Origin of the sequence: Kitasatospora sp. NPDC101447 (assembly GCF_044767225.1) — a bacterium.
In the GTDB taxonomy this organism is placed as follows: domain Bacteria; phylum Actinomycetota; class Actinomycetes; order Streptomycetales; family Streptomycetaceae; genus Kitasatospora.
This window is the reverse complement of the sequence record NZ_JBIWNL010000022.1, coordinates 26,532-45,040: the sequence shown is the minus strand read 5'-3', so window position 1 is coordinate 45,040 and position 18,509 is coordinate 26,532. Positions and strand designations below refer to the sequence as shown.

Annotated in this window: 14 protein-coding genes; 5 read left to right on the top strand and 9 right to left on the bottom strand. The window is 74.6% G+C overall.

The genetic code is table 11. From position 1 onward, the window contains the following. Positions 1-263: 263 nt before the first annotated feature. Positions 264-635, bottom strand: a complete 372-nt coding sequence (locus ACIRST_RS27130; RefSeq protein ID WP_402804969.1) for a transglycosylase family protein — start codon at positions 633-635, stop codon at positions 264-266. A 301-nt stretch (positions 636-936) separates the two neighbouring features. After that, positions 937-1,731 carry a transglycosylase family protein gene (locus tag ACIRST_RS27125; protein WP_402804967.1) on the bottom strand — a complete coding sequence of 265 codons (795 nt, stop codon included), beginning with the start codon at positions 1,729-1,731 and terminating at the stop codon, positions 937-939. Between the two features lie 591 nt (positions 1,732-2,322). Between ACIRST_RS27125 and ACIRST_RS27120 the strand changes: the two genes are divergently transcribed. Together ACIRST_RS27120 and ACIRST_RS27115 are read left to right on the top strand one after the other, a co-directional pair. After that, entirely contained in the window at positions 2,323-3,189 is an 867-nt protein-coding gene (locus tag ACIRST_RS27120) for a hypothetical protein (protein WP_350523486.1), read from the top strand. Between the two features lie 527 nt (positions 3,190-3,716). After that, positions 3,717-4,595 (top strand): hypothetical protein, encoded by an 879-nt coding sequence (locus tag ACIRST_RS27115; protein ID WP_402804965.1) that lies wholly within the window; start codon positions 3,717-3,719, stop codon positions 4,593-4,595. A 203-nt stretch (positions 4,596-4,798) separates the two neighbouring features. On the opposite strand, the gene der is transcribed toward ACIRST_RS27115, so the two are convergent. The 3 genes from der to ACIRST_RS27100 all read right to left on the bottom strand — a co-directional run bounded on the left by der (position 4,799) and on the right by ACIRST_RS27100 (position 8,556). After that, positions 4,799-6,253 (bottom strand): ribosome biogenesis GTPase Der, encoded by a 1,455-nt coding sequence (gene der / locus ACIRST_RS27110; protein WP_402804963.1) that lies wholly within the window; start codon positions 6,251-6,253, stop codon positions 4,799-4,801. Between the two features lie 257 nt (positions 6,254-6,510). Further along, on the bottom strand, positions 6,511-7,224 hold the full coding sequence (gene cmk / locus ACIRST_RS27105) for a (d)CMP kinase (protein WP_350523489.1): 714 nt from the start codon (positions 7,222-7,224) through the stop codon (positions 6,511-6,513). 246 nt (positions 7,225-7,470) lie between these two features. Further along, positions 7,471-8,556: a prephenate dehydrogenase gene (locus ACIRST_RS27100; RefSeq protein ID WP_350523490.1), complete on the bottom strand. Its 1,086-nt coding sequence runs from the start codon at positions 8,554-8,556 to the stop codon at positions 7,471-7,473. Positions 8,557-8,979: 423 nt separating this feature from the next. Between ACIRST_RS27100 and ACIRST_RS27095 the strand changes: the two genes are divergently transcribed. From ACIRST_RS27095 to ACIRST_RS27085, 3 genes are all read left to right on the top strand, one after another. After that, positions 8,980-11,256 carry a DUF4139 domain-containing protein gene (locus ACIRST_RS27095; RefSeq protein ID WP_402804960.1) on the top strand — a complete coding sequence of 759 codons (2,277 nt, stop codon included), beginning with the start codon at positions 8,980-8,982 and terminating at the stop codon, positions 11,254-11,256. 2 nt (positions 11,257-11,258) lie between these two features. Beyond that, complete coding sequence (locus ACIRST_RS27090; RefSeq protein WP_402804958.1) at positions 11,259-12,818, top strand: DUF4139 domain-containing protein; 1,560 nt, start codon at positions 11,259-11,261, stop codon at positions 12,816-12,818. 86 nt (positions 12,819-12,904) lie between these two features. After that, positions 12,905-13,267, top strand: coding sequence for a DUF952 domain-containing protein (locus ACIRST_RS27085; protein ID WP_350523493.1), 363 nt, complete (start codon positions 12,905-12,907; stop codon positions 13,265-13,267). Positions 13,268-13,349: 82 nt separating this feature from the next. Here ACIRST_RS27085 and ACIRST_RS27080 read toward each other — a convergent pair whose 3' ends face one another. From ACIRST_RS27080 to ACIRST_RS27065, 4 genes are all read right to left on the bottom strand, one after another. Then, on the bottom strand, positions 13,350-14,357 hold the full coding sequence (locus tag ACIRST_RS27080; RefSeq protein ID WP_402804956.1) for a helix-turn-helix domain-containing protein: 1,008 nt from the start codon (positions 14,355-14,357) through the stop codon (positions 13,350-13,352). A gap of 280 nt (positions 14,358-14,637) precedes the next feature. Beyond that, a complete protein-coding gene (locus tag ACIRST_RS27075) occupies positions 14,638-15,897 on the bottom strand; it encodes a pseudouridine synthase (protein ID WP_402804954.1) in 1,260 nt (419 codons plus the stop codon). A 62-nt stretch (positions 15,898-15,959) separates the two neighbouring features. After that, positions 15,960-16,553 carry an SMC-Scp complex subunit ScpB gene (locus ACIRST_RS27070; protein WP_402805068.1) on the bottom strand — a complete coding sequence of 198 codons (594 nt, stop codon included), beginning with the start codon at positions 16,551-16,553 and terminating at the stop codon, positions 15,960-15,962. A gap of 326 nt (positions 16,554-16,879) precedes the next feature. After that, positions 16,880-17,770, bottom strand: coding sequence for a segregation and condensation protein A (locus ACIRST_RS27065; protein WP_402804952.1), 891 nt, complete (start codon positions 17,768-17,770; stop codon positions 16,880-16,882). Between the last annotated feature and the right edge of the window lie 739 nt (positions 17,771-18,509).

Genomic DNA, 18,509 nt, shown 5'->3' with positions numbered 1-18,509 from the left:
GACGCGCGCCCGTCCGTCGGGCCCGGGTCCACCGGAAGCCTCAGAAGACCCGGAAGAGCCGGACGTCCCGGCAGTCCCGGAAGCTCGTGCGGCTGCGGCTGCGGCTGCGGCTGCGGCCGCGGCAGCGCGCGCGGCGCCGTCAGCCCCTGGCAGATCACCGAACAACTCGCCCTGGATCACCCCACCATCCTCCCGCACCGACCCCACCGGGAACCGCCCCAGCCCCGTTCCCGTCCCGACCCGCCCCGTCAGGCCAGCCCCGGTCAGGCCCGATCGGGCCCGGTGCGGTGCTCGCCGGGCCCTCCCCCAGTCAGCCCCAACTCCCTCGCGCAGGACGGCCAGGCCCCCCACCCCTGCCGCCGGACGATCTCCTCGCCGACGGTCGTCTGCTCCCGCCGACCGGCGTGGTCCGGCCGGTCGGCGAAGCGCAGGCCGTCGGACTCCTCCCAGGTGGAGGGCCGGATCTGCAGTCCGCCGTAGAAGCCGTTGCCGGTGTTCGCCTGCCAGTCGCCGCCGCTCTCGCAGTCGGCCAGCGCGTCCCACACCAGATCCGCGACCCGGACGGCCGCACCCGCCCGCGCACCGCCCGTGGGCAGGGCCAGCACCAGCGCCAGCGCGGCACCGACCCGAAGCACAACCCGACGTCGGCCCACACGTTCATCACACGATTGCGACATGGCAGCCGACCCTAGACATGCCACGGGCCGCCCGCCACGGAACGCCGACGGCCGCTCCCCCACTCGGCGGAGTATCCGCGCGAGGGGGGAGCGGCCGTGGAAGCCGGAGCCGGTGAACGCCCGGGCAAGCGGTGTCAGCCGCTCACGAAGCCTCAGGACCGCGAAGCCCCGACAGCTTCAGCAGCCTCGACGGTTTCAGCAGCTCTGCAGCTCAAACGTTGGGCAGCTCAACAGCTCAGACGTTCGGCAGCTCAGCAGCTCAGATGCTCAGGGTCTGACCCGGGAAGATCAGGTCCGGGTTGCCACCGATGACCTTGGCGTTGTTCTTGTACAGGTCGTGCCAGTCCAGGCCCTGCGCGGCGGCGATGGAGCTCAGGGTGTCACCGGACTTGACGGTGTAGTTGCCCTTGGCCGGCTTGGCGTCGTTCGAGCCGGTCCAGGCCTTGGCGCCCTGGTCGGCCTTCGGGGCAGCCTTCGGGGCGGCGGCCTTCGGCGCGACGTCAGCCTTGGGGGCGGCGGCCTTGGGCGCAGCGGCCTTGGGCGCAGCGGCCTTCGGGGCCTGCGCCGGCTTGGCGGCCGGGGTGGCGGGCTTGGCGGCCGGGGCGGCCGGCTTGGCGGCGGTGGCGCCCGCCGAGGTGTCGACGGCGGCCGGGGCGCCGCCCTTGGTCAGGCCGGCCTTGACGGAGCAGACGGGCCAGGCGCCCGGACCCTGCGAGGCGAGGACCTTCTCGGCGATCGAGATCTGCTGCGCCTTGGTGGCCAGGTTGGCCTGCGAGGCGTAGGCGGTGCCGCCGTAGGCGGCCCAGGTGCTGGAGGTGAACTGCAGACCGCCGTAGAAACCGTTGCCGGTGTTGATGGCCCAGTTGCCGCCGCTCTCGCACTGGGCGACGGCGTCCCAGGTGGAGACGGAGGCGGCGGAGGCCGAGGTGGCCGTGACGAGGCCGGCCACCGGCAGGGCCGCGACAGCGGCGCCCGCCACGACAGCCATCCGAACGCGGTTGCGCTTGGTGGCGGCGGAGGTGGTGGCAGCGGCGTTCTCGTTACGGAAGGTCATGGGGTTCCTCTCGACAGCCCCGGGCGGGCATGCGGAACCAGGCCCCGTGAGGGGCCGCGTTCGCCTGCCGCGTCCGTCGGGCGGCCGTGCACGTGTCGGACGTGCCGCTGCCGCCCCGGCCACCCAGCCGCTCGCCGACGACCTGTTCGAGCGGTCGTGTCGGCGGGCACCTGCCGCGCCCGGCGGACCGGGGGGCTGTGCGTCGGGGGTGATCCCGGGTGGCGCTCGTTGCGCCGACCAAGAAGCTACGAGCCGGTCGGCGGAGATTTCAAAACTTGAACGGTCTGCCCAGCTCAGCCAAGGGTTACCGGCGGTAAGACCCGCACAATCATGCCCGAAATGTCCGCTTTGACCATTGATTCCCAGCTGAAACATCCCCGCCGGGTGACTCACCTCACGGTTCCGTTTCGGCAGTCCCGACACCGACATCGACAGATTGCGACCACGAGAACACGCCGCGCGGTCGGATCCGGGGCAATTCCCGTCAGCCTCGACGGGCACCCGTGACGCCTGACACAAGGGCCCGTTGGTCATGTCGACCTCCCCGTGTCCGCCCCCGAAGCCCCATCCGCATCCATCCGAGGAGACCCTGTGCCGCGCATGCTCGACGTCAGCGACGAGGTCCGGTCCGAGATCGGCGACGACGAGGCCGACCGCCTACTGGGCGGCGACCGCGCCCCCGACAGCTACGAGTGCACCTCCTGCCGGACCCCCGGCGACACCCACGTGGAACCCACCAGCACCGTGCTCTTCGTCGGCGACGAGACCGCCGTGCTCGCCTTCGCGCACGCCCGCTGCATCCCCTCCCAGGTGGTGCCGGTCGCGGAGGAGCAGCTGGTCGGCGCCGTCCGCAGCATCAACCAGGCCCAGACCGGCGCCCCGGACCTCGCCGTCCCGGCTCCCGCGCCGGCCGGCCACGTACCGGCCGCGCCGCAGCCGGGCCCGGCCGCCCCCGGCGGGGCCGCGGCCCAGTCGCCCGCCCCCGGCCAGGCCGCCATCCTCGGCATCACCTGCGGGCTCGTCCTGCACGGCAAGGTCGGCCACGCCTCGCTGGTCGTCGAGCCCACCGGTCCGGTCGGCCGCCCGGGCAGCACCTCGGGTGAGGACGAGTTCCTCGACCTCCTCCAGGACGCCGGCTTCCAGCCCGTCACCGACCTGGACGAGACCCCGGAGCAGCTGCCCGGCTGGTCGGTCCTGGTCGCGATGGGCAAGCTGCACGCGATCCTGCAGCCCGCCGCGGCCGGCGGCAGCACCGGCTGGTGGCAGGCGCACCAGCCGTTGCAGGTCACCGACGCCTGGCGGATGGCGGCGAGCCAGCTCTCCGAGGTGACCATGTACGCCGTCCCGGCCGGCATGGTCGGCCGCCAGCCCCGCGAGGACCTGCTGCGCCAGGCGCTGGAGCGGGCCGTGGCGCTGGGCCAGGTGGTCGCCGCCTCCCTCCCGCTCGCCGGTACCTGATCCGTCCTCCTGCCCTGCGCGCCGGACGGCGGCCTCCCCCATCCGCCCCGGGCCGCCTCCGGCGCGGGCTCGCTCCTCCCGGCACGTCCCGACGGTCCGCGCGTCCGGTGTGCCTCGCGGTTCCCGCTCCCCCGCTCCCCGCTCCCGCGGATGAACGCCTCGCACAGGGACGTAGACGCATGAGCGTGATTCATGGGGCCTGCCCATGAGCCCGGCTCATGGGCCTTGGTCGCGGGCCTTGGTCGTGGGCTCGGCATGAGAGTCCCTCATAGGACGCCGCATGAGAATCCCTCATGACCCCGGCATGAGCGCCACTCATGGGCCTGGCATGAGCGCCGCTCATGGGCCCGGCATGAGCGCCACTCATGGGCCTGGCATGAGCGCCGCTCATGGGCCTGGCATGAGCGCCGCTCATGACATCCGCGCAGCATGCACACCGATCATGACCGCCGTACATGACCTCCTCTCATGGCCGCCCCGCATGAGCGCCCCGCATCCCCCGCCCCCTCTCGCTCGTTGGCCCCTACGTGTACAGCTACGACGTCTCCGCGTCCCCCGGCCGCTCCACCACCGTCCCCCGCTCGATCCCGGGCATGCGCCCGTCGTACGACGCCGAGCACCCGCACTCCACCACGCCGATCTACGACGAGCTGTACTCCGAGTACCGGCGCCTCTTCCGCGCGCTGCCCGGCGACCGCTCGGGCGAGGAGGACCTGGCGTTCACCGGCTTCGCGGTCCGCGACGGCTACCCCCTGCGCAGTGAGCAGCGCTCGTACCCGCACCAGCACCAGGCCTTCCACACCCTCGCGGGCCAGGCGCCGGGCCTCCCCCAGTTCATGGCCTCCCAGCCCCACAGCACGGGCTCGGGCTCCGGCCACGTCGGCGGACACACCGGCAACCACCAGCACGGTCACCACGGTCACACCGGCGGCCACCACCACGCTGCGCCCGCCGCCGCACCGCACAGCGCACCCCACACCGCACCCCACACCGCACCCCGCGCTGCGGCCCACACCGGCCACCACCCCGGAAGCCACGCACCCCACGGCCTCCAGGCCCACCACCATCCGGCCCCCACCGCAACCGCCGCCACCGGCACCCCCACCGGCACCCCCACCGGCGACGGCCTCGACCGCACCGCCCCGACCGCCACCGCCGCTGCCCCTACCTCGGCCCAATCCGCAAGCGTCGCAGGCCAGTTCACCAACGGCCAGGGCTGGGTCGCCGCCGGGTACCTCGGCCCGGTCCCGCACGCGATGTCCGTACCGGCGCCCGCGCCGCCCGCACCGCCCGCCCCCTCCCCGGTGATGGGTACGGCCACCGGGCTCGCCACCGCCCCGGCCGCCGGCGGCCGTCACCGACAGATGCTCTCCCTCCCCCCGGGCCGCAACGGCGATCACCACTGAGGCACCGCACATCGCCCCACCGCCCCACCACCGGCACCGCCAGCACCGACCCCACCGCCGCCCCTGCCCCACCGGTATCCACGGCATCCACGGCATCCACCGACGCACAGAAACGCCGATGGGCCCCGCCACCACCGTGACGAGGCCCATCGGCCGTGAGCCGGGTCGCCCCGACTCACGCTCCTGCTACTTCTCTACCACTGCTACTTCTTCTTGCGCTTCTCCCGAACCCGCACCGAGATCGAGATCGGCGTCCCCACGAACCCGAACTCCTCACGCAGACGGCGCTCGATGAAGCGCCGGTAGCCGGCCTCCAGGAAGCCCGAGGCGAAGAGCACGAAGCGCGGCGGACGGATGCCCGCCTGGGTGCCGAACAGGATGCGCGGCTGCTTGCCGCCCCGGATCGGGTGCGGGTGGGCGGCCACCAGCTCGCCGAGGAAGGCGTTGAGGCGCGCGGTCGAGATGCGGGTCTCCCAGCCCTCCAGCGCGGTCTCGATCGCCGGAACGAGCTTCTCCATGTGCCGGCCGGTCTTGGCCGAGACGTTGACCCGCGGGGCCCACTGCACCTGGACGAGGTCGCGCTCGATCTCGCGCTCCAGGTAGTAGCGGCGCTCCTCGTCCAGCTGGTCCCACTTGTTGTAGGCGACGACGACGGCGCGCCCGGCCTCGACGGCCATCGAGATGATGCGGGTGTCCTGCTCGGCGAGGGTCTCGCTGGCGTCGATCAGGACGACCGCGACCTCGGCCTTCTCCAGAGCGGCGGAGGTGCGCAGCGAGGCGTAGAAGTCGGCGCCGGCGGTGAGGTGGACCCGGCGGCGGATACCGGCGGTGTCCACGAACTTCCAGGTCTTGCCGCCGAGGTCGATCATCTCGTCGACCGGGTCGCGGGTGGTGCCGGCCAGCTCGTTGACGACCACCCGCTCTTCGCCGGCGACCTTGTTCAGCAGGCTGGACTTGCCGACGTTCGGGCGGCCGATCAGCGCGATCCGGCGCGGGCCGCCGGGGGCGGCGTCGCCGAAGGTCTGCGGCGGGGCCTCGGGCAGCGCGTCCATGACGGCGTCCAGCAGGTCACCCGAGCCGCGGCCGTGCAGGGCGGAGACCGGGAACGGCTCGCCCAGGCCCAGCGACCACAGGTAGGCGGCCTCGGCCTCGGTGGAGGGGCCGTCGACCTTGTTGGCGCACAGGACGGTCGGCTTGCCCGCCCGGCGGATGAGCTTGATCAGCGCCTCGTCGGTGTCGGTGGCGCCGACCGTGGCGTCCACGACGAACAGCACCGCGTCGGCCTGCTCGATGCCCAGCTCGGCCTGGGCGGCCACCATGGCGTCGATGCCGAGGACGTCGATCTCCCAGCCGCCGGTGTCGACGACCTTGAAGCGGCGGCCGTTCCAGGTGGCCTCGTAGGTGACCCGGTCGCGGGTCACGCCCGGCTTGTCCTCGACGACCGCCTCGCGGCGGCCGATGATGCGGTTCACCAGGGTCGACTTGCCGACATTCGGGCGGCCGACCACGGCCAGCACCGGCAGCCGGACGTGCTCGGCGCCGTCCAGGACGTCGACGCCGTCGATGTCGAAGCCCTCCTCGGCGGCGAGGGCCATGAACTCGGCGTAGTCGGCGGCGTCCAGTCCGCCGTGATCGGCGGTGGTGTGCTCTGCGGTCATGTTCGTCTGTTCCGTTTCCCGGCCCGGCCCTTCCCAGGGGCGTGCCGTGCGTACCTGCCCCGCTCGGGGCAGCGCGATGGTTGTCTCCGCGGCGCCTCACCGGCCCGCGGCTCACTCGGTAGGGGGTCGAACCCGGCAGTGGCCGACCCGGCAAGGGCCCGGCCGTACCATCATCCGGTCCGACAGTCAGTCGGTCCGACGACGGTCGGCCCGACCATCGGCCGGCCCGACCATCAGCCGGTCCGACGAGCGCCGGGTCAGACCGAGGACAGCCCGGCCCGTTCCTCCACCAGCCCGGCGATCCGGTCGATCACCTGCTCCAGCGTGAGGTCGCTGGTGTCCACCAGGACCGCGTCCGCGGCCTGGGCCAGCGGGGCCGTCTCCCGGGAGGAGTCGGCGGCGTCCCGGCGGGCGAGATCGGCGGCCATCGCGGTGATGGTCGCCTCGTCGACGCCCTTGGCGCGCAGCTCGGCGGCCCGGCGCGCGCCCCGGGCCTCCTCGGAGGCGGTCAGGAAGACCTTGACGGTGGCGTCCGGGAACACCACGGTCCCCATGTCCCGGCCCTCGGCGACGATGCCGCGCTCCGCGACCTCGGCGCAGCCGCGCTGCAGCTCCACCAGTCGGGCCCGCACCGCCGGCACCGCGGCCACGGCGCTGACCTGCGCCGTCACCTCGGGGCCGCGGATCGGGCCGGAGACGTCCTGGCCGTCCACCGTGATGGTGGGGCCGTCGGCGTCCGTGCCCGACACGATCACCGGCTTGCCGCACGCGACGGCGACGGCCTCCGGGTCGTTCACGTCGACCTCGTTGGCCAGCATCCACCAGGTCATCGCCCGGTACATGGCGCCGGTGTCCAGGAAGCTCAGGCCCAGCCGGGCGGCCACCGCCCGCGAGACGGTCGACTTGCCGGAGCCGGAGGGTCCGTCGATGGCGACGACGACCGGGGCGTGCGCTCGGTCGGCAGTGTCCACGGGGGCGAACCTCTCTCTGAGCATGGGAGCCGAAGCCTGCGCAGGCGGACGGCCGGGGATTGTCTCCCTCAAGGTTAATGGACTGCCGCCGTCACGGACTCCGCCGCCCGCCCCACTCCCGCTCAGCCTCCGGAAGCGCCCGGGCGAACCCCGGCCCCGAAGCCCGCCAATCCCCCGAAACCCCGAAGCCCCCGGCACCCCCCGGAGCCCCGGAAGCCTCCGAAGCCCCCGGCAGCCCCCGGCGCCTCAGTCCCGCACGCTCCACCCGCTCGCCCGCAGGGCCTTCACCAGCCGCTTGACCGCCGTCGGCGCCACCGACAGCTGGACGAAGCCGACCTGCTGCCCGGTCGAGTGCTCGATGACGACGTCCTCGATGTTGACCCCGACGTCGCCGACCTCCCCGAACAGCCGGCCCAGCTCGCCCGGCTGGTCGCCGAGCACGACCGCCACCGTCTCGTACCGGGTGGGCGGCGCGCCGTGCTTGCCGGGGATCCGGGCCTGGCCGGTGTTGCCGCGCCGCATGACCGCCTCGATCCCGGCCGCGCCGGCCCGGCGCTCGCCCTCCTCGGCCGCCTCCATCGCGCGCAGCGCGGTGACGGTCCGGCCGAGGTCGAGGGCGACCTCGTCCAGGATGTCGGCGACCGCGCCCGCGTTGGCGGAGAGGATGTCGACCCACATGCCGGGGTTGGACGCGGCGATCCTGGTGACGTCGCGCACACCCTGGCCGGAGAGCCTTATGGCGGTGTCGTCGGCGTTCTCCAGCCGGGCCGCGACCAGCGAGGACACCAGCTGCGGGGCGTGCGAGACGAGGGCGACGGCCCGGTCGTGCTCGGCGGCGTCCATCACGATCGGCATCGCGCCGCAGAGCGCGACCAGCTCCAGCGCGGCGTTGAGCGTCTCGGTGTCGGTGTCGGCGGTCGGGGTGAGCACCCAGGGGCGGCCCTCGAAGATGTCGGCGCGGGCGGCCAGCGGGCCGGAGCGCTCGCGGCCGGCCATCGGGTGGCTGCCGATGTAGTGGACGGTGTCGCAGCCGAGTGCGGCGATCTCGCTGCCGGGGCCGGCCTTCACGCTGGCGACGTCGGTGTACCAGTGCGCCAGGTTGCGGCGCTGGCAGTCGGCGAGCACCTTGCCGACCAGCGCGGGCGGGACGGCGATGATCGCCAGGTCCACCGGGCCGTCGGCCGGATCGGTGGTGCCCGCGCCGAGCGACTCGGCGGTGCGGGCGGCGTCCGGGTCGGCGTCCTCCAGATGGACGGTCAGGCCGCGAGCGGTCAGGGCGAGCGCGGCGGAGGTGCCGATCAGTCCGGTGCCGACGACGACGGCAGTGCGCATGGCGGGTCGCTCTCCTCGATCACGATTCTCGACAGGTGCCGGGACCGTCCGGGAGCACCCGCGCCCCATCCTCTCTCATCCGCTGCGCCGAAGTCCCCACCTGCCACCCGGCAACCACGGGGGCAGTTCCCGGCAGCTCCCGGCACCGGCAACCACGGCGGCCCCGCCCCCGTCCCATCCAGTGCACACGCCGCACCCGGAAATCCGGCGACGCCCGCACCGAAGCCGGGCAGACTGGCCGCCCGGGCGAAGGAGCGGACGAGCAGGAGAGCAGGAGCGCAGGAGAGCGAGAGAGCGAGAGAGCAGCAGCAGTCGGCCGCGACGAGCGACACCCGGCACGGCGACTCGCGACAACGCGGCACACGGCACACGGCACACGGCACACGGCACACGGCAGGCAACACGCGAACGAAGGGGTTGCGCATGGACGATCAGCACAGCAGCCGAACGGGTCGGACGAAACCGCCGGCCGTACCGGCCCACCCGTCGGTCCTCGACTCCGTGGTGGTGTACGCGGAGGGCGCGGTGTGCCGCCGCCGGGCCACCGTGCCCGTTCCGCGCGGCGGGCGGCTGCGGCTGACCGGCCTGCCCCTGTCCCTGGACGGCCGCTCACTGCGTGCCCGGGTGCTTTCCGGACCGGCCGGCGCGGCGGTCACCGAGGCCCGGCTGGAGCAGGTCGCCGAACTGCGCGAGCCGACGGAACTCTCGGATCTGCAGAGGGAGTTGGACGAGGCCACCGAGCGCCGCAGCATGCTCGGCGAGCGCCGCAGGCTGGTCCTCTCCGCGATCGCGGACACCGCCGCCCTGCGCGCGGTGCCGCCCCGTACCCGGCGCGAGGAGCCGCTGCGCCGTACTCCCGCGGACGCCTGGCTGGAGCTCGCCGACTTCGTCGACGAGCGGCTGGCCCGGCTCCAGCAGCGCGCCGAGGAGCTCAACCGGGAGATCGAACTCGCCGACCACGAGCGCGACTCGGCGGCCGACCGGCTGGAGCGGGCGTCCACCGCCGACCGGGCCGCACCGGTCTCGACCACCGCCACCGTCCTGCTCACCATCACCACGGACGGCACCGCCCCCACCGACCGCACCGCCCCCACAGACGGCACCACCCTCACCGACAGCACTGCCGCCACCGCCGAGGACGCCGCCACCACCCTCCACCTCGAACTGGAGTACGGCGTCCCCGCCGCCCGCTGGGTGCCCACCTACCGCCTGTCCCACCGGACCGGCTCCGACGCCGGCCACCTCCTCCTGCGCGCCGCCGTCGCCCAGCGCACCGGCGAGGACTGGACCGGCGTCCACCTCGCCCTCTCCACCGCCGACCTCGACCGCCGCACCGACCTGCCCCGGCTCGCCTCGCTGCGGATCGGCCGCAGCCAGCCCGCCCCGCCGCCCTCCGGCTGGCGCGAGCCCCCGGCCGGCCTGTCCGACCTCTTCACCGGCTACGACGCGGCCGCAGTCCCGCCCCCGCCCCGGGCCGCCCACCTCGCCAGGCCCGTGCCGGCCGGCCCCGTACCGGCCGGCCCCCGGCTCGGCGGAGCCCGACCCGCCGGCCCCCGCGCCGAGGCCTTCGCCGCACTGGCGGACGCCCCGCCCGCGCCCTCCGGCCGGTACGGCGGCGGCACCCTGAGCGTCGACGAGCCGATGGCCACGCCGACCACGGCACCGACGCCCCCGCCCGCTCCTGGCGGCTTCGCAGGCTACGGCGGCCCCCCGCCACCCGTACTCGCCGCTCCCGCCGCCGTCCCCGCCGCCGCCCCGCTCCCGCAGGCACCGGGCGGCCGCCCACCGGCGGAGGCCCGCCGCTCCCGCGGGCTCCGCCGCGGCGGCCTCGCCGTCCCGCCCCGGACCACCGGCTTCGCCCCGGACGCCACCCTGCTCGACTACCCCGACCTCGTCCTGGCCGGCCCCGACGAACCCACCGCCCGGCGCGGCGCCCTGCACCCGCGCCCCGAGCGGGTCGAGCACGAGGAGCTGGACCGGGCCCTGCCCGGCGGCAACCCGGGTGAGCAGATCCGCCGCCTGGTGCTGCCCCGGCACGCCGTCCCGCCCCGGGAGTCGGCCGGCTCCTTCGACCACCGCTTCGACGCCGCGGCCCCCGCCGACATCCCGTCCGACGGCACCTGGCACACCGTCACCGTGGACGAGATCCCGCTCACCGTCCGCCCCGAGTACGTCACCGTCCCCGCCGTCGAGGAGAAGGTGTACGCGACCCTGGTGCTCGCCAACCGCACCGACCGCGCCGTCCTGGCCGGCCCGGTCGAGGTCACGGTGGACGACGAGTTCCTGCTCACCGCCGCCCTGCCCACCCTGGCGCCCGGCGGTGTGCGGCGCCTGGGCATCGGCGTCACCGAGAGCATCGAGGTGGCGCGCCGCACCGAGCTGCGCGAGTCCACCACGGGCATGCTGAAGGGCAACAGCACCGTGCTCGACCACCGGGTGCAGGTCCGGCTCGCGAACCGGCTCGGCCGCGCCGTCACGGTGGAGGTCCGCGAGCGGGTGCCGGTCACCTCCGACGCCGAGGTCCGGATCGAGGAGCGGGCCGAGTGGCACGCCCCGGCCGTCTCCACACCGGAGTGCCCGCCCAGCACCCGGCTCTGGCGGGTCGACCTGCCACCCGGCGGCAGCACGGAGCTGGACGGCGGCTACCTGATCAAGATCCCGGCCGGAAAGGCCATCGTCGGCGGAAACCGGAGGAACTGACCATGAGCGGAGACACCACCCGGGACACGAACGCCCTCCCCGTCACCGCCGTCACCTGCCTGGAGGACCGCAGCCAGGTCGAGCGCACGACGACGGTCGACCTCACCGCGGGCGTCCAGCGGCTGCGCCTCGGCCCGCTCACCGCCCTCGCCGTCGACCGCACCCTGCGCGCCGAGTCCGCCACCCCCGGCGTCCGCGTCCTGGACGCCCGGCTGGTCCGCGCCTGGACCCCGCGCGCCCCGCTGCCGCCCGGCCCGGACGACTCGGAACTGCGCCACCGGCTCCACCGGCTGGACACCGAGAGCCGCCTGGCCGACCAGACCCGCGCGCGGCTGGAGGCCCGGCTGGCCCTGCTCGCCCAGCTCTCCGCCGACCTGCTGCGCGAGATCGGCGAAGGCGCCGGCATCGGCGAGCTCGAACGCAGCCGGTGGTCCCGCGAGCTGGACCGGGTGGACGCCGAGCGCGAGCGCTACGGCGAGGAGCTGCGCACCACCCACTCCCGGCTGCGCCGCCTGGAGCAGGAGCGCTCACAGGCCCTGATCGCGCTGGACGAGGCCGAGGAGGACCCGGCCGAGCTGACCGCCCACCTGGACCTGACCGTCGAGGCGGCGCAGGCCGGCCCGGCCGGGCTGACCGTCTCCCACCTGGTGCCCTGCGCGCTCTGGCGCCCGTCCTACCGCGCGACCCTGGGCGACGGCGGCCTGCAGCTGGAGTCGGAGGCGGTGGTCTGGCAGCGCACCGGCGAGGACTGGACGAACGCCCTGCTCACCTTCTCCACTGCCCGCTCCGCGCTCGCCACCGACCCGCCGGCCGTCGCCGAGGACGTCCTGGTGCTGCGCGAGCGCACCGACGAGGAGCGCCGCACGGTCGAGGTCGAGCTGCGCGAGGAGGCGATCAGCGAGCTCGGGCCGAGCGGTGGGGTCCCCGGCGTGGACGACGGCGGCGAGGTCCGGGTGCTGCCCGCCCCCGCCCCCGCGACCGTGCCCTCCGACGGCCGGGCGCACCGGGTGCCGCTCGGTGCCTTCACCGGGCCGGCGAGCAGCGAGTACGCCTGCGCCCCGGAGCTGTCCCCGCTGGTCACCCAGGTGGTCCGGTTCCGCAACGCGGCGGGGCACCCGCTGCTGGCCGGCCCGGTCGAGCTGGTCCGCGGCAGCGGCTTCACCGGCCGGGGCGAGCTGCGCTTCACCGCCACCGGCGCCGACGCCGAGCTCTCCTTCGGCAGTTCGGACGGCTACCGGGTGGTCCGCGAGACCGAGGAGCGCCAGGCCACCGCCGGCCTCACCGGCCGCCAGACCACCACCCGCACGGTGCGGCTGCACCTGTCCCGCTTCTCCGGCCCGGAGGAGCACGACGAACGGATCGTCACGGTGCGCGAACGGGTGCCGGTCTCCGAGGTGTCGGCGGTCGAGGTCCGGCTGCGCAAGGAGGAGTGCGCCCCCGCGCCGGACGCCTTCGACGCCGAGGGCATCGTCCGCTGGGACGTCCCGCTCGGCCCGGGCGCCCGCCGCACGCTCACCCTGGTGTACGAGATCTCCGCCTCCGCCAAGGTGGCCGGACTCTGACGCCCGCCGTCGGACAGGGCGACCACCGCCCGGCGGGTGACGACCGCTCAGGAACAAACCCGGAGACAACGGGTAGAAAAGGAAACATGATCCTCCACCTCGCCCCCCTGGACGACTGGCTGGCCGACCCCGGCCGCCCGTACGCCACCGCCTCGCTGCTGACCGACGGGTTCATCCACTGCTCGGCGGACGAGCAGACGGCGCTCGCGGTCGCCAACGCCTTCTTCGCCGACTCCCCCGACCCGCTGATGGTGCTGCTGATCGAGGAGTCGCTGGTGGAGCCGATGGTCAAGTGGGAGGCCCCGCACGGCGCCCCGCCGCCCGGGGCCACCCCCGACGTGCTCTTCCCGCACATCTACGGGCGGCTGAACCGCTCCGCCGTGGTCGGCCTGGAGAAGGTCGAACGGGGGCCGGACGGCCGCTGGTCCTCGCTCACCCCCTGGAGCTGAACCCCGGAGCCCAGCCCCGATCCCGGCCCAGCCCCCGCCCCAGTCCCCGGTGCGGGCCTCGGGTCCGGGGCCGGGGCCGGGATCAGAGCCACCCCCGCTCCCGGGCCGCCATGCCGGCCTGGAAGCGGGTGGTGGCGCCCAGCGAGCGCATCAGGCTTTGCAGTCGGCGCTGGGTGGTCCGGGCGCTCCAGCCGAGCGAGCGGGCGATCGACTCGTCGGTGAGCCCGGCCGCCAGCAGGCCCAGCAGCTTGCGGTGGTCGGCCTCCGGCTCCGGCGACGCGTCCCCGGTGCCGACGGCGGCCTGCAGCCGGACGGCCCGCTCCCACTCCGCCTCGAACAGCGTGTCCAGCGCCTGGAGCAGCGCCGAGGGGTGGATCACGTAGGCGGCGTCCAGCACGCTGTCACCGACGCTGATCGGGATGATCGCCATCCGGTCGTCCGAGATGATCATCTTCATCGGCAGCGTCGGCCGGACCCGCGCCTCCTCGCCGTCCGCGACCCCGACCAGGATGTTCCTCTCCAGCCGCCCGGGCCAGGCCACCGCCTCCCGGTCGTAGACGGTCCGGAACTTCACGCCCTCGCGCAGCCGGCGGCGCTGCAGCGGCATCGGTGCCACCGGGTCCTGGATGTACGGCGGGCGGTCGAAGCCGCGCACCTGGTACTGGCTGGTCTCGGTGATGTGCTCCAGCCGCTGGGCGATCGCCTCGCCGCCGGTCAGCACCTCCACCGAGTGCGCCGGGTCGGTGTAGCGCGAGGCCTCCCGGAAGGCGTCCATCAGCCGGTGCATCTCGGCCCTGGCCTGCCGCAGCTCGGACTCCCGGTGGCCGATCAGGGTGCCGATCGCGACGTCCGGGGCGACCGCCAGGAAGCGCTGCCGGTCCACCGGCGCGCGGGTGGCCATGCCCTGCTGCGCCAGCCGGTCCAGGGCGCGCACGCCCTGCTGGAGCGTCAGGCCGCAGCCCTCCGCCAGTTCCTCCGCGGTGGACTGCGGATTGGCCACCAGCGCCGCGTACACCTGCCCGTCCGGCTCGGCCAGGCCCAGTGTGCCGAGGGCCTGTCCGCTGGCCCGCCCCAGTGGTGCATCGGACACGACGCCGTCTCCCCCTGTTCGCCCCTGCTCCGCCCACCGGCGCCCGTGCTGGCGCAGTCCCGCCACGCGGCGGGACGGTGGCCCGGTGGCCATCCTCTGCCACGGATCATGACGCTGACAAGGCCGTGACCAGCGGTTGCGTCCCGGCTCACACGACCCGCACGACCCCCACACCCCGCACGGACCGCACACCCCGCCCGGCGCCACGTCCCGCACGGCAGAGGGCCCCCGGCCGCACCACGGCGGCCGGGGGCCCTCAGAGACGGGCGAACGCGACGGCCTACAGGCCGACCTCGCGCATCAGCTGGCCGACCTCCGGGTTGGTCAGGCGGCGCAGCCAGCCCGACTTCTGGTCACCCAGGGCGATCGGACCGAAGTGCGTGCGCACCAGCTTCTCGACCGGGAAGCCGGCCTCGGCCAGCATCCGGCGGACGATGTGCTTGCGACCCTCGTGCAGGGTCACCTCGACCAGGTAGTTCTTGCCGACGTTGGAGATCACCTTGAAGCTGTCGGCGCGGGCGTAGCCGTCCTCCAGCTCCACGCCCTGGGCCAGCTGCTTGCCCAGGTCGCGCGGGATCGGGCCCTGGATGGCGGCCAGGTAGGTCTTGGTCACGCCGTAGCGCGGGTGGGTGAGGCGGTGGGCCAGCTCGCCGTGGTTGGTGAGCAGGATGATGCCCTCGGTCTCGGTGTCCAGGCGGCCGACGTGGAACAGCCGGGTCTCCCGGTTGGTCACGTAGTCGCCCAGGCACTGGCGCCCGTCCGGGTCCTCCATGGTGGAGACCACACCGGCCGGCTTGTTGAGCGCGAAGAACAGGTAGGACTGGGTGGCGACGGTCAGGCCGTCCACCTTGATCTCGTCGTTCTGCGGGTCGACCCGCTTGCCCTGCTCGGTGACGCGCTTGCCGTTGACCTCGACCCGGCCCTGCTCGATCAGCTCCTCGCAGGCGCGCCGGCTGCCGATGCCGGCCCGGGCCAGCACCTTCTGCAGGCGCTCGCCCTCGGGCTCGCCGAAGGTCTTGGGCAGCTTGACGGCCGGCTTGTCGTGCCGGGCGAGGACGGCGTCCTCGATCTTGGCCTGCAGCTCGCGCGAGCGCTGCGGCTGGCGGCGCGGGTCGCCCGGGGCGCCCTGGCCCTCACGGCGCGGGCGCGGGGCCGGACCGGGGCGCCGGCCGGCGAAGCCGCCGCGGGCGGGGGTGGCGTTCGGGCCGCCGCCGTACTCGGGGCGGTCGTACTTGCGCTCCTCGGGCCGCAGCGGGCGGTCCGGGTACCGGCGGTCGTCGCGCCGGTCGTCGCGCCGGTCGTCCCGACGGCTGTCGCGCCCGTACGAACCGGAGCCGCCGCGCGAGCCCGAACCCGAGCCCGAGCCGCCGCGGCCGCCGCCCCCGTAGGAGCCACCGCCGTACGAACCCCCGCGCGCGCCCGAGCCGCCGCGGCCGCCGCCGCTGCCGCCGCCGTAGGAGCCGCCGCCCCGGCCCCCGCCCTGTCCGCTGCGACCGCTCCCGCCGCCGCTGCTGTTCCTGCCGTTGCCACTGCTACGCATCAAAGTGTCCGTACGTCGTTCCGTCTGGGATGTGCGGTCGTTTCGGCCGACCTCACCGCCCCCTACCGATCGGGCCCGGCCCGACCGGCCTCGCCACTGCCGTCCACGGCCTGCGCGGCAGCGGCGGCGACCGCCTCCGCGATCATCGTGCCCTCCAGGGACTCCGCTTCCACGTCGTCGACCTCGGGCAGGAAGGGAGCGAGCTCCGGCAGCTCGTCCAGGCCGCGGAGCCCCATCCGTTCCAGGAAGTAGTTCGTCGTCCGATACAGGATCGCACCTGTTTCGGGCTCGGATCCGGCCTCTTCCACCAGTCCTCGCTGTACCAGGGTACGCATCACGCCGTCACAGTTCACACCGCGGACGGCGGAAACCCGCGATCTGGACACCGGCTGCCGGTAGGCGACCACCGCCAGAGTCTCCAGCGCGGCCTGGGTGAGCCGGGCCTGCTGGCCGTCCAGGAGGAAGCGGTCGACGGCCGCGGAGCAGGTCTCGCGGGTGTAGAACCGCCAGCCGCCGGCCACCAACCGCAGGTCGAAGCCGCGGCCCTGGGCGGTGTACTCGGCGGACAGCTCGCGCAGCGCCGCGGCCACCTCGGCCCGCGGCCGCTCCAGCACCCCGGCCAGCCGCTCCTCCGCGACCGGCTCGTCGACGACCATCAGGACCGCTTCCAGCTCGGCCCGCAGTCCGGCGTCGGCCCGGGACCCGACGTCGACCGGCAGCGCGGAGCCGGGCGGCTCCTCGGCGTAGGAAGTCGACGGAGCCGACTTCTGGTGCACCACCCGGGCCGCCGGCTCGGCCGCCACGGGCTCGACGGGCTCCGCAGGCTCCGCGGGTTCCACACGCTCCCCGCGGTCCGCCGGATTCACGGTCTCCACCGGGTCCGGCAGCAGCTCGAAGGCCGGCTCCATCCACTCCTCGGCCCGCGGCTGCCCCGGCAGCCCCAGTGGGCGCCGCACCGGCCGCCTTCCCTCGTTCCCGCCGCTCATCGCCGCTCGTCCTCCTCCGCCTCGCCCCGGGCCTCACCCGGGGCCTCTCCCGCCGGCCGGTCGAACTCGTCCGTCACCTCGACCGCGACCCGGCCCTCCTCCGCCACCCACCGCACCCGCAGCTCACCGAGCGCCTCCGGCTGCTCGAGGTCGAGCACCCGCTCCCGGTAGAGCTCCAGCAGCGCCAGGAAGCGGGCGACCACGACCAGGGTGTCCGGCGCGTCCTCCACCAGCTGCCGGAACGAGGCCTCGCCCAGCTCGGTGAGCAGCCCGACCACCAGCCCCGCCTGCTCGCGCACGCTGACCGGCGGGGTGTGGATGTGGTCCACGTACACGACCGGCTTCGGTTTGGGCTCCATGGCCCTGGCGGCCAGCTCGGCGAGGCGCTGCGGACCGATGGTGATGACCACCTCCGGCAGCAGGTCCGCGTGCCGGGGCTCCAGCCCGACCGTCCGCGGGCGCCGCAGCAGCTCGGCCGCCCAGCGCTCGCCGAACAGCGCCGCCGCGCGCTTGTACGCCCGGTACTGCAGCAGCCGGGCGAACAGCAGGTCACGGGCCTCCAGGACGGCCAGGTCCTCCGCGTCCTCGACCTCCGCCGCGGGCAGCAGGCGGGCGGCCTTGAGGTCGAGCAGGGTGGCGGCCACCACCAGGAACTCGGTCGCCGCGTCCAGGTCCCAGTCCGGGCCCATCGCCCGGATGTGCGCCATGAACTCGTCGGTGACGGTCGCCAGCGCCACCTCGGTGACGTCCATCTTGTGCTTGGCGATCAGACTGAGCAGGAGGTCGAAGGGGCCCTCGAAGTTGTCCAGCCGCACCCGGAAGCCGCCCCGCGACCCGTCCTCGGTCGCGCTCACGGCGGTTTCAGCTGGTTCGGTGGTGCTCGGCATGACGGTCCATCTTCACCCGTCCCCGCCCCACGCTCCGCCCCGGGCCCCCCGACACGCCGCCCGAGGGCCCGCCCACGCCCCTCAGCCCGGCGCGCGGGCCCATCACCCGCCCGGAACCCCGGCCAGGGACCCACAGCCCCGAGAACGCCCCTCCAGCGCCCGCCACGGACCCAGCGAGCAGCGCCCCACCCCGGGGCAGCCACCGCATGAGGCCGACTCATGGGCCTCGGCATCCGACCCGGCGACCTCATGAGCACCATGAGCGCCGCTCATGCCCCGCAACGTCCGACCGACGGCCCTCATCCCGCGTCCCAAAGAGCACACGAGCCCCATGAGCCCGGCTCATGCCACCCGGCACCAGATCAGCAACCCACAACCCCGAGGGCAGACGCACCCATGAGCGGACCTCATGGCCCTCGGCACCCGATCAGGAAGCCACAGCCCCGAGCGCATCCACGCCCGTGCACGGACCTCATGGCCCTCGGCACCCGATCAGGAAGCCACAGCCCCGCCGCACACGACAGCCCCATGAACCCGACGCATGACTCTCAGTGCCCGGCCCGCGGCCCGCACCCGGAGCGAGCGCCCCCATGAGCGCGCCTCATGACCCTCGGCACCCGATCAGGCCCGACCCCGAGGCAGCGACCCCATGCCCTCGGGTGAAGAGTCCTGGCGCCCGGCCGCCCAGCGGCGGGCCTCCGGCGCCGGGCCCGAGGCCCCTCGGCGCCCCTGTCGGGCT

Coding starts and splice junctions, on each gene's coding strand:
- ACIRST_RS27100 (WP_350523490.1), bottom strand. CDS start 8,556: ATGCGCACTGCCGTCGTCGTCGGCACCGGACTGATCGGCACCTCCGCC.
- ACIRST_RS27070 (WP_402805068.1), bottom strand. CDS start 16,553: ATGGTCGTCGACGAGCCGGTCGCGGAGGAGCGGCTGGCCGGGGTGCTG.
- ACIRST_RS27075 (WP_402804954.1), bottom strand. CDS start 15,897: ATGCGTAGCAGTGGCAACGGCAGGAACAGCAGCGGCGGCGGGAGCGGT.
- ACIRST_RS27095 (WP_402804960.1), top strand. CDS start 8,980: ATGGACGATCAGCACAGCAGCCGAACGGGTCGGACGAAACCGCCGGCC.
- ACIRST_RS27090 (WP_402804958.1), top strand. CDS start 11,259: ATGAGCGGAGACACCACCCGGGACACGAACGCCCTCCCCGTCACCGCC.
- ACIRST_RS27085 (WP_350523493.1), top strand. CDS start 12,905: ATGATCCTCCACCTCGCCCCCCTGGACGACTGGCTGGCCGACCCCGGC.
- der (WP_402804963.1), bottom strand. CDS start 6,253: ATGACCGCAGAGCACACCACCGCCGATCACGGCGGACTGGACGCCGCC.
- ACIRST_RS27065 (WP_402804952.1), bottom strand. CDS start 17,770: ATGCCGAGCACCACCGAACCAGCTGAAACCGCCGTGAGCGCGACCGAG.
- ACIRST_RS27125 (WP_402804967.1), bottom strand. CDS start 1,731: ATGACCTTCCGTAACGAGAACGCCGCTGCCACCACCTCCGCCGCCACC.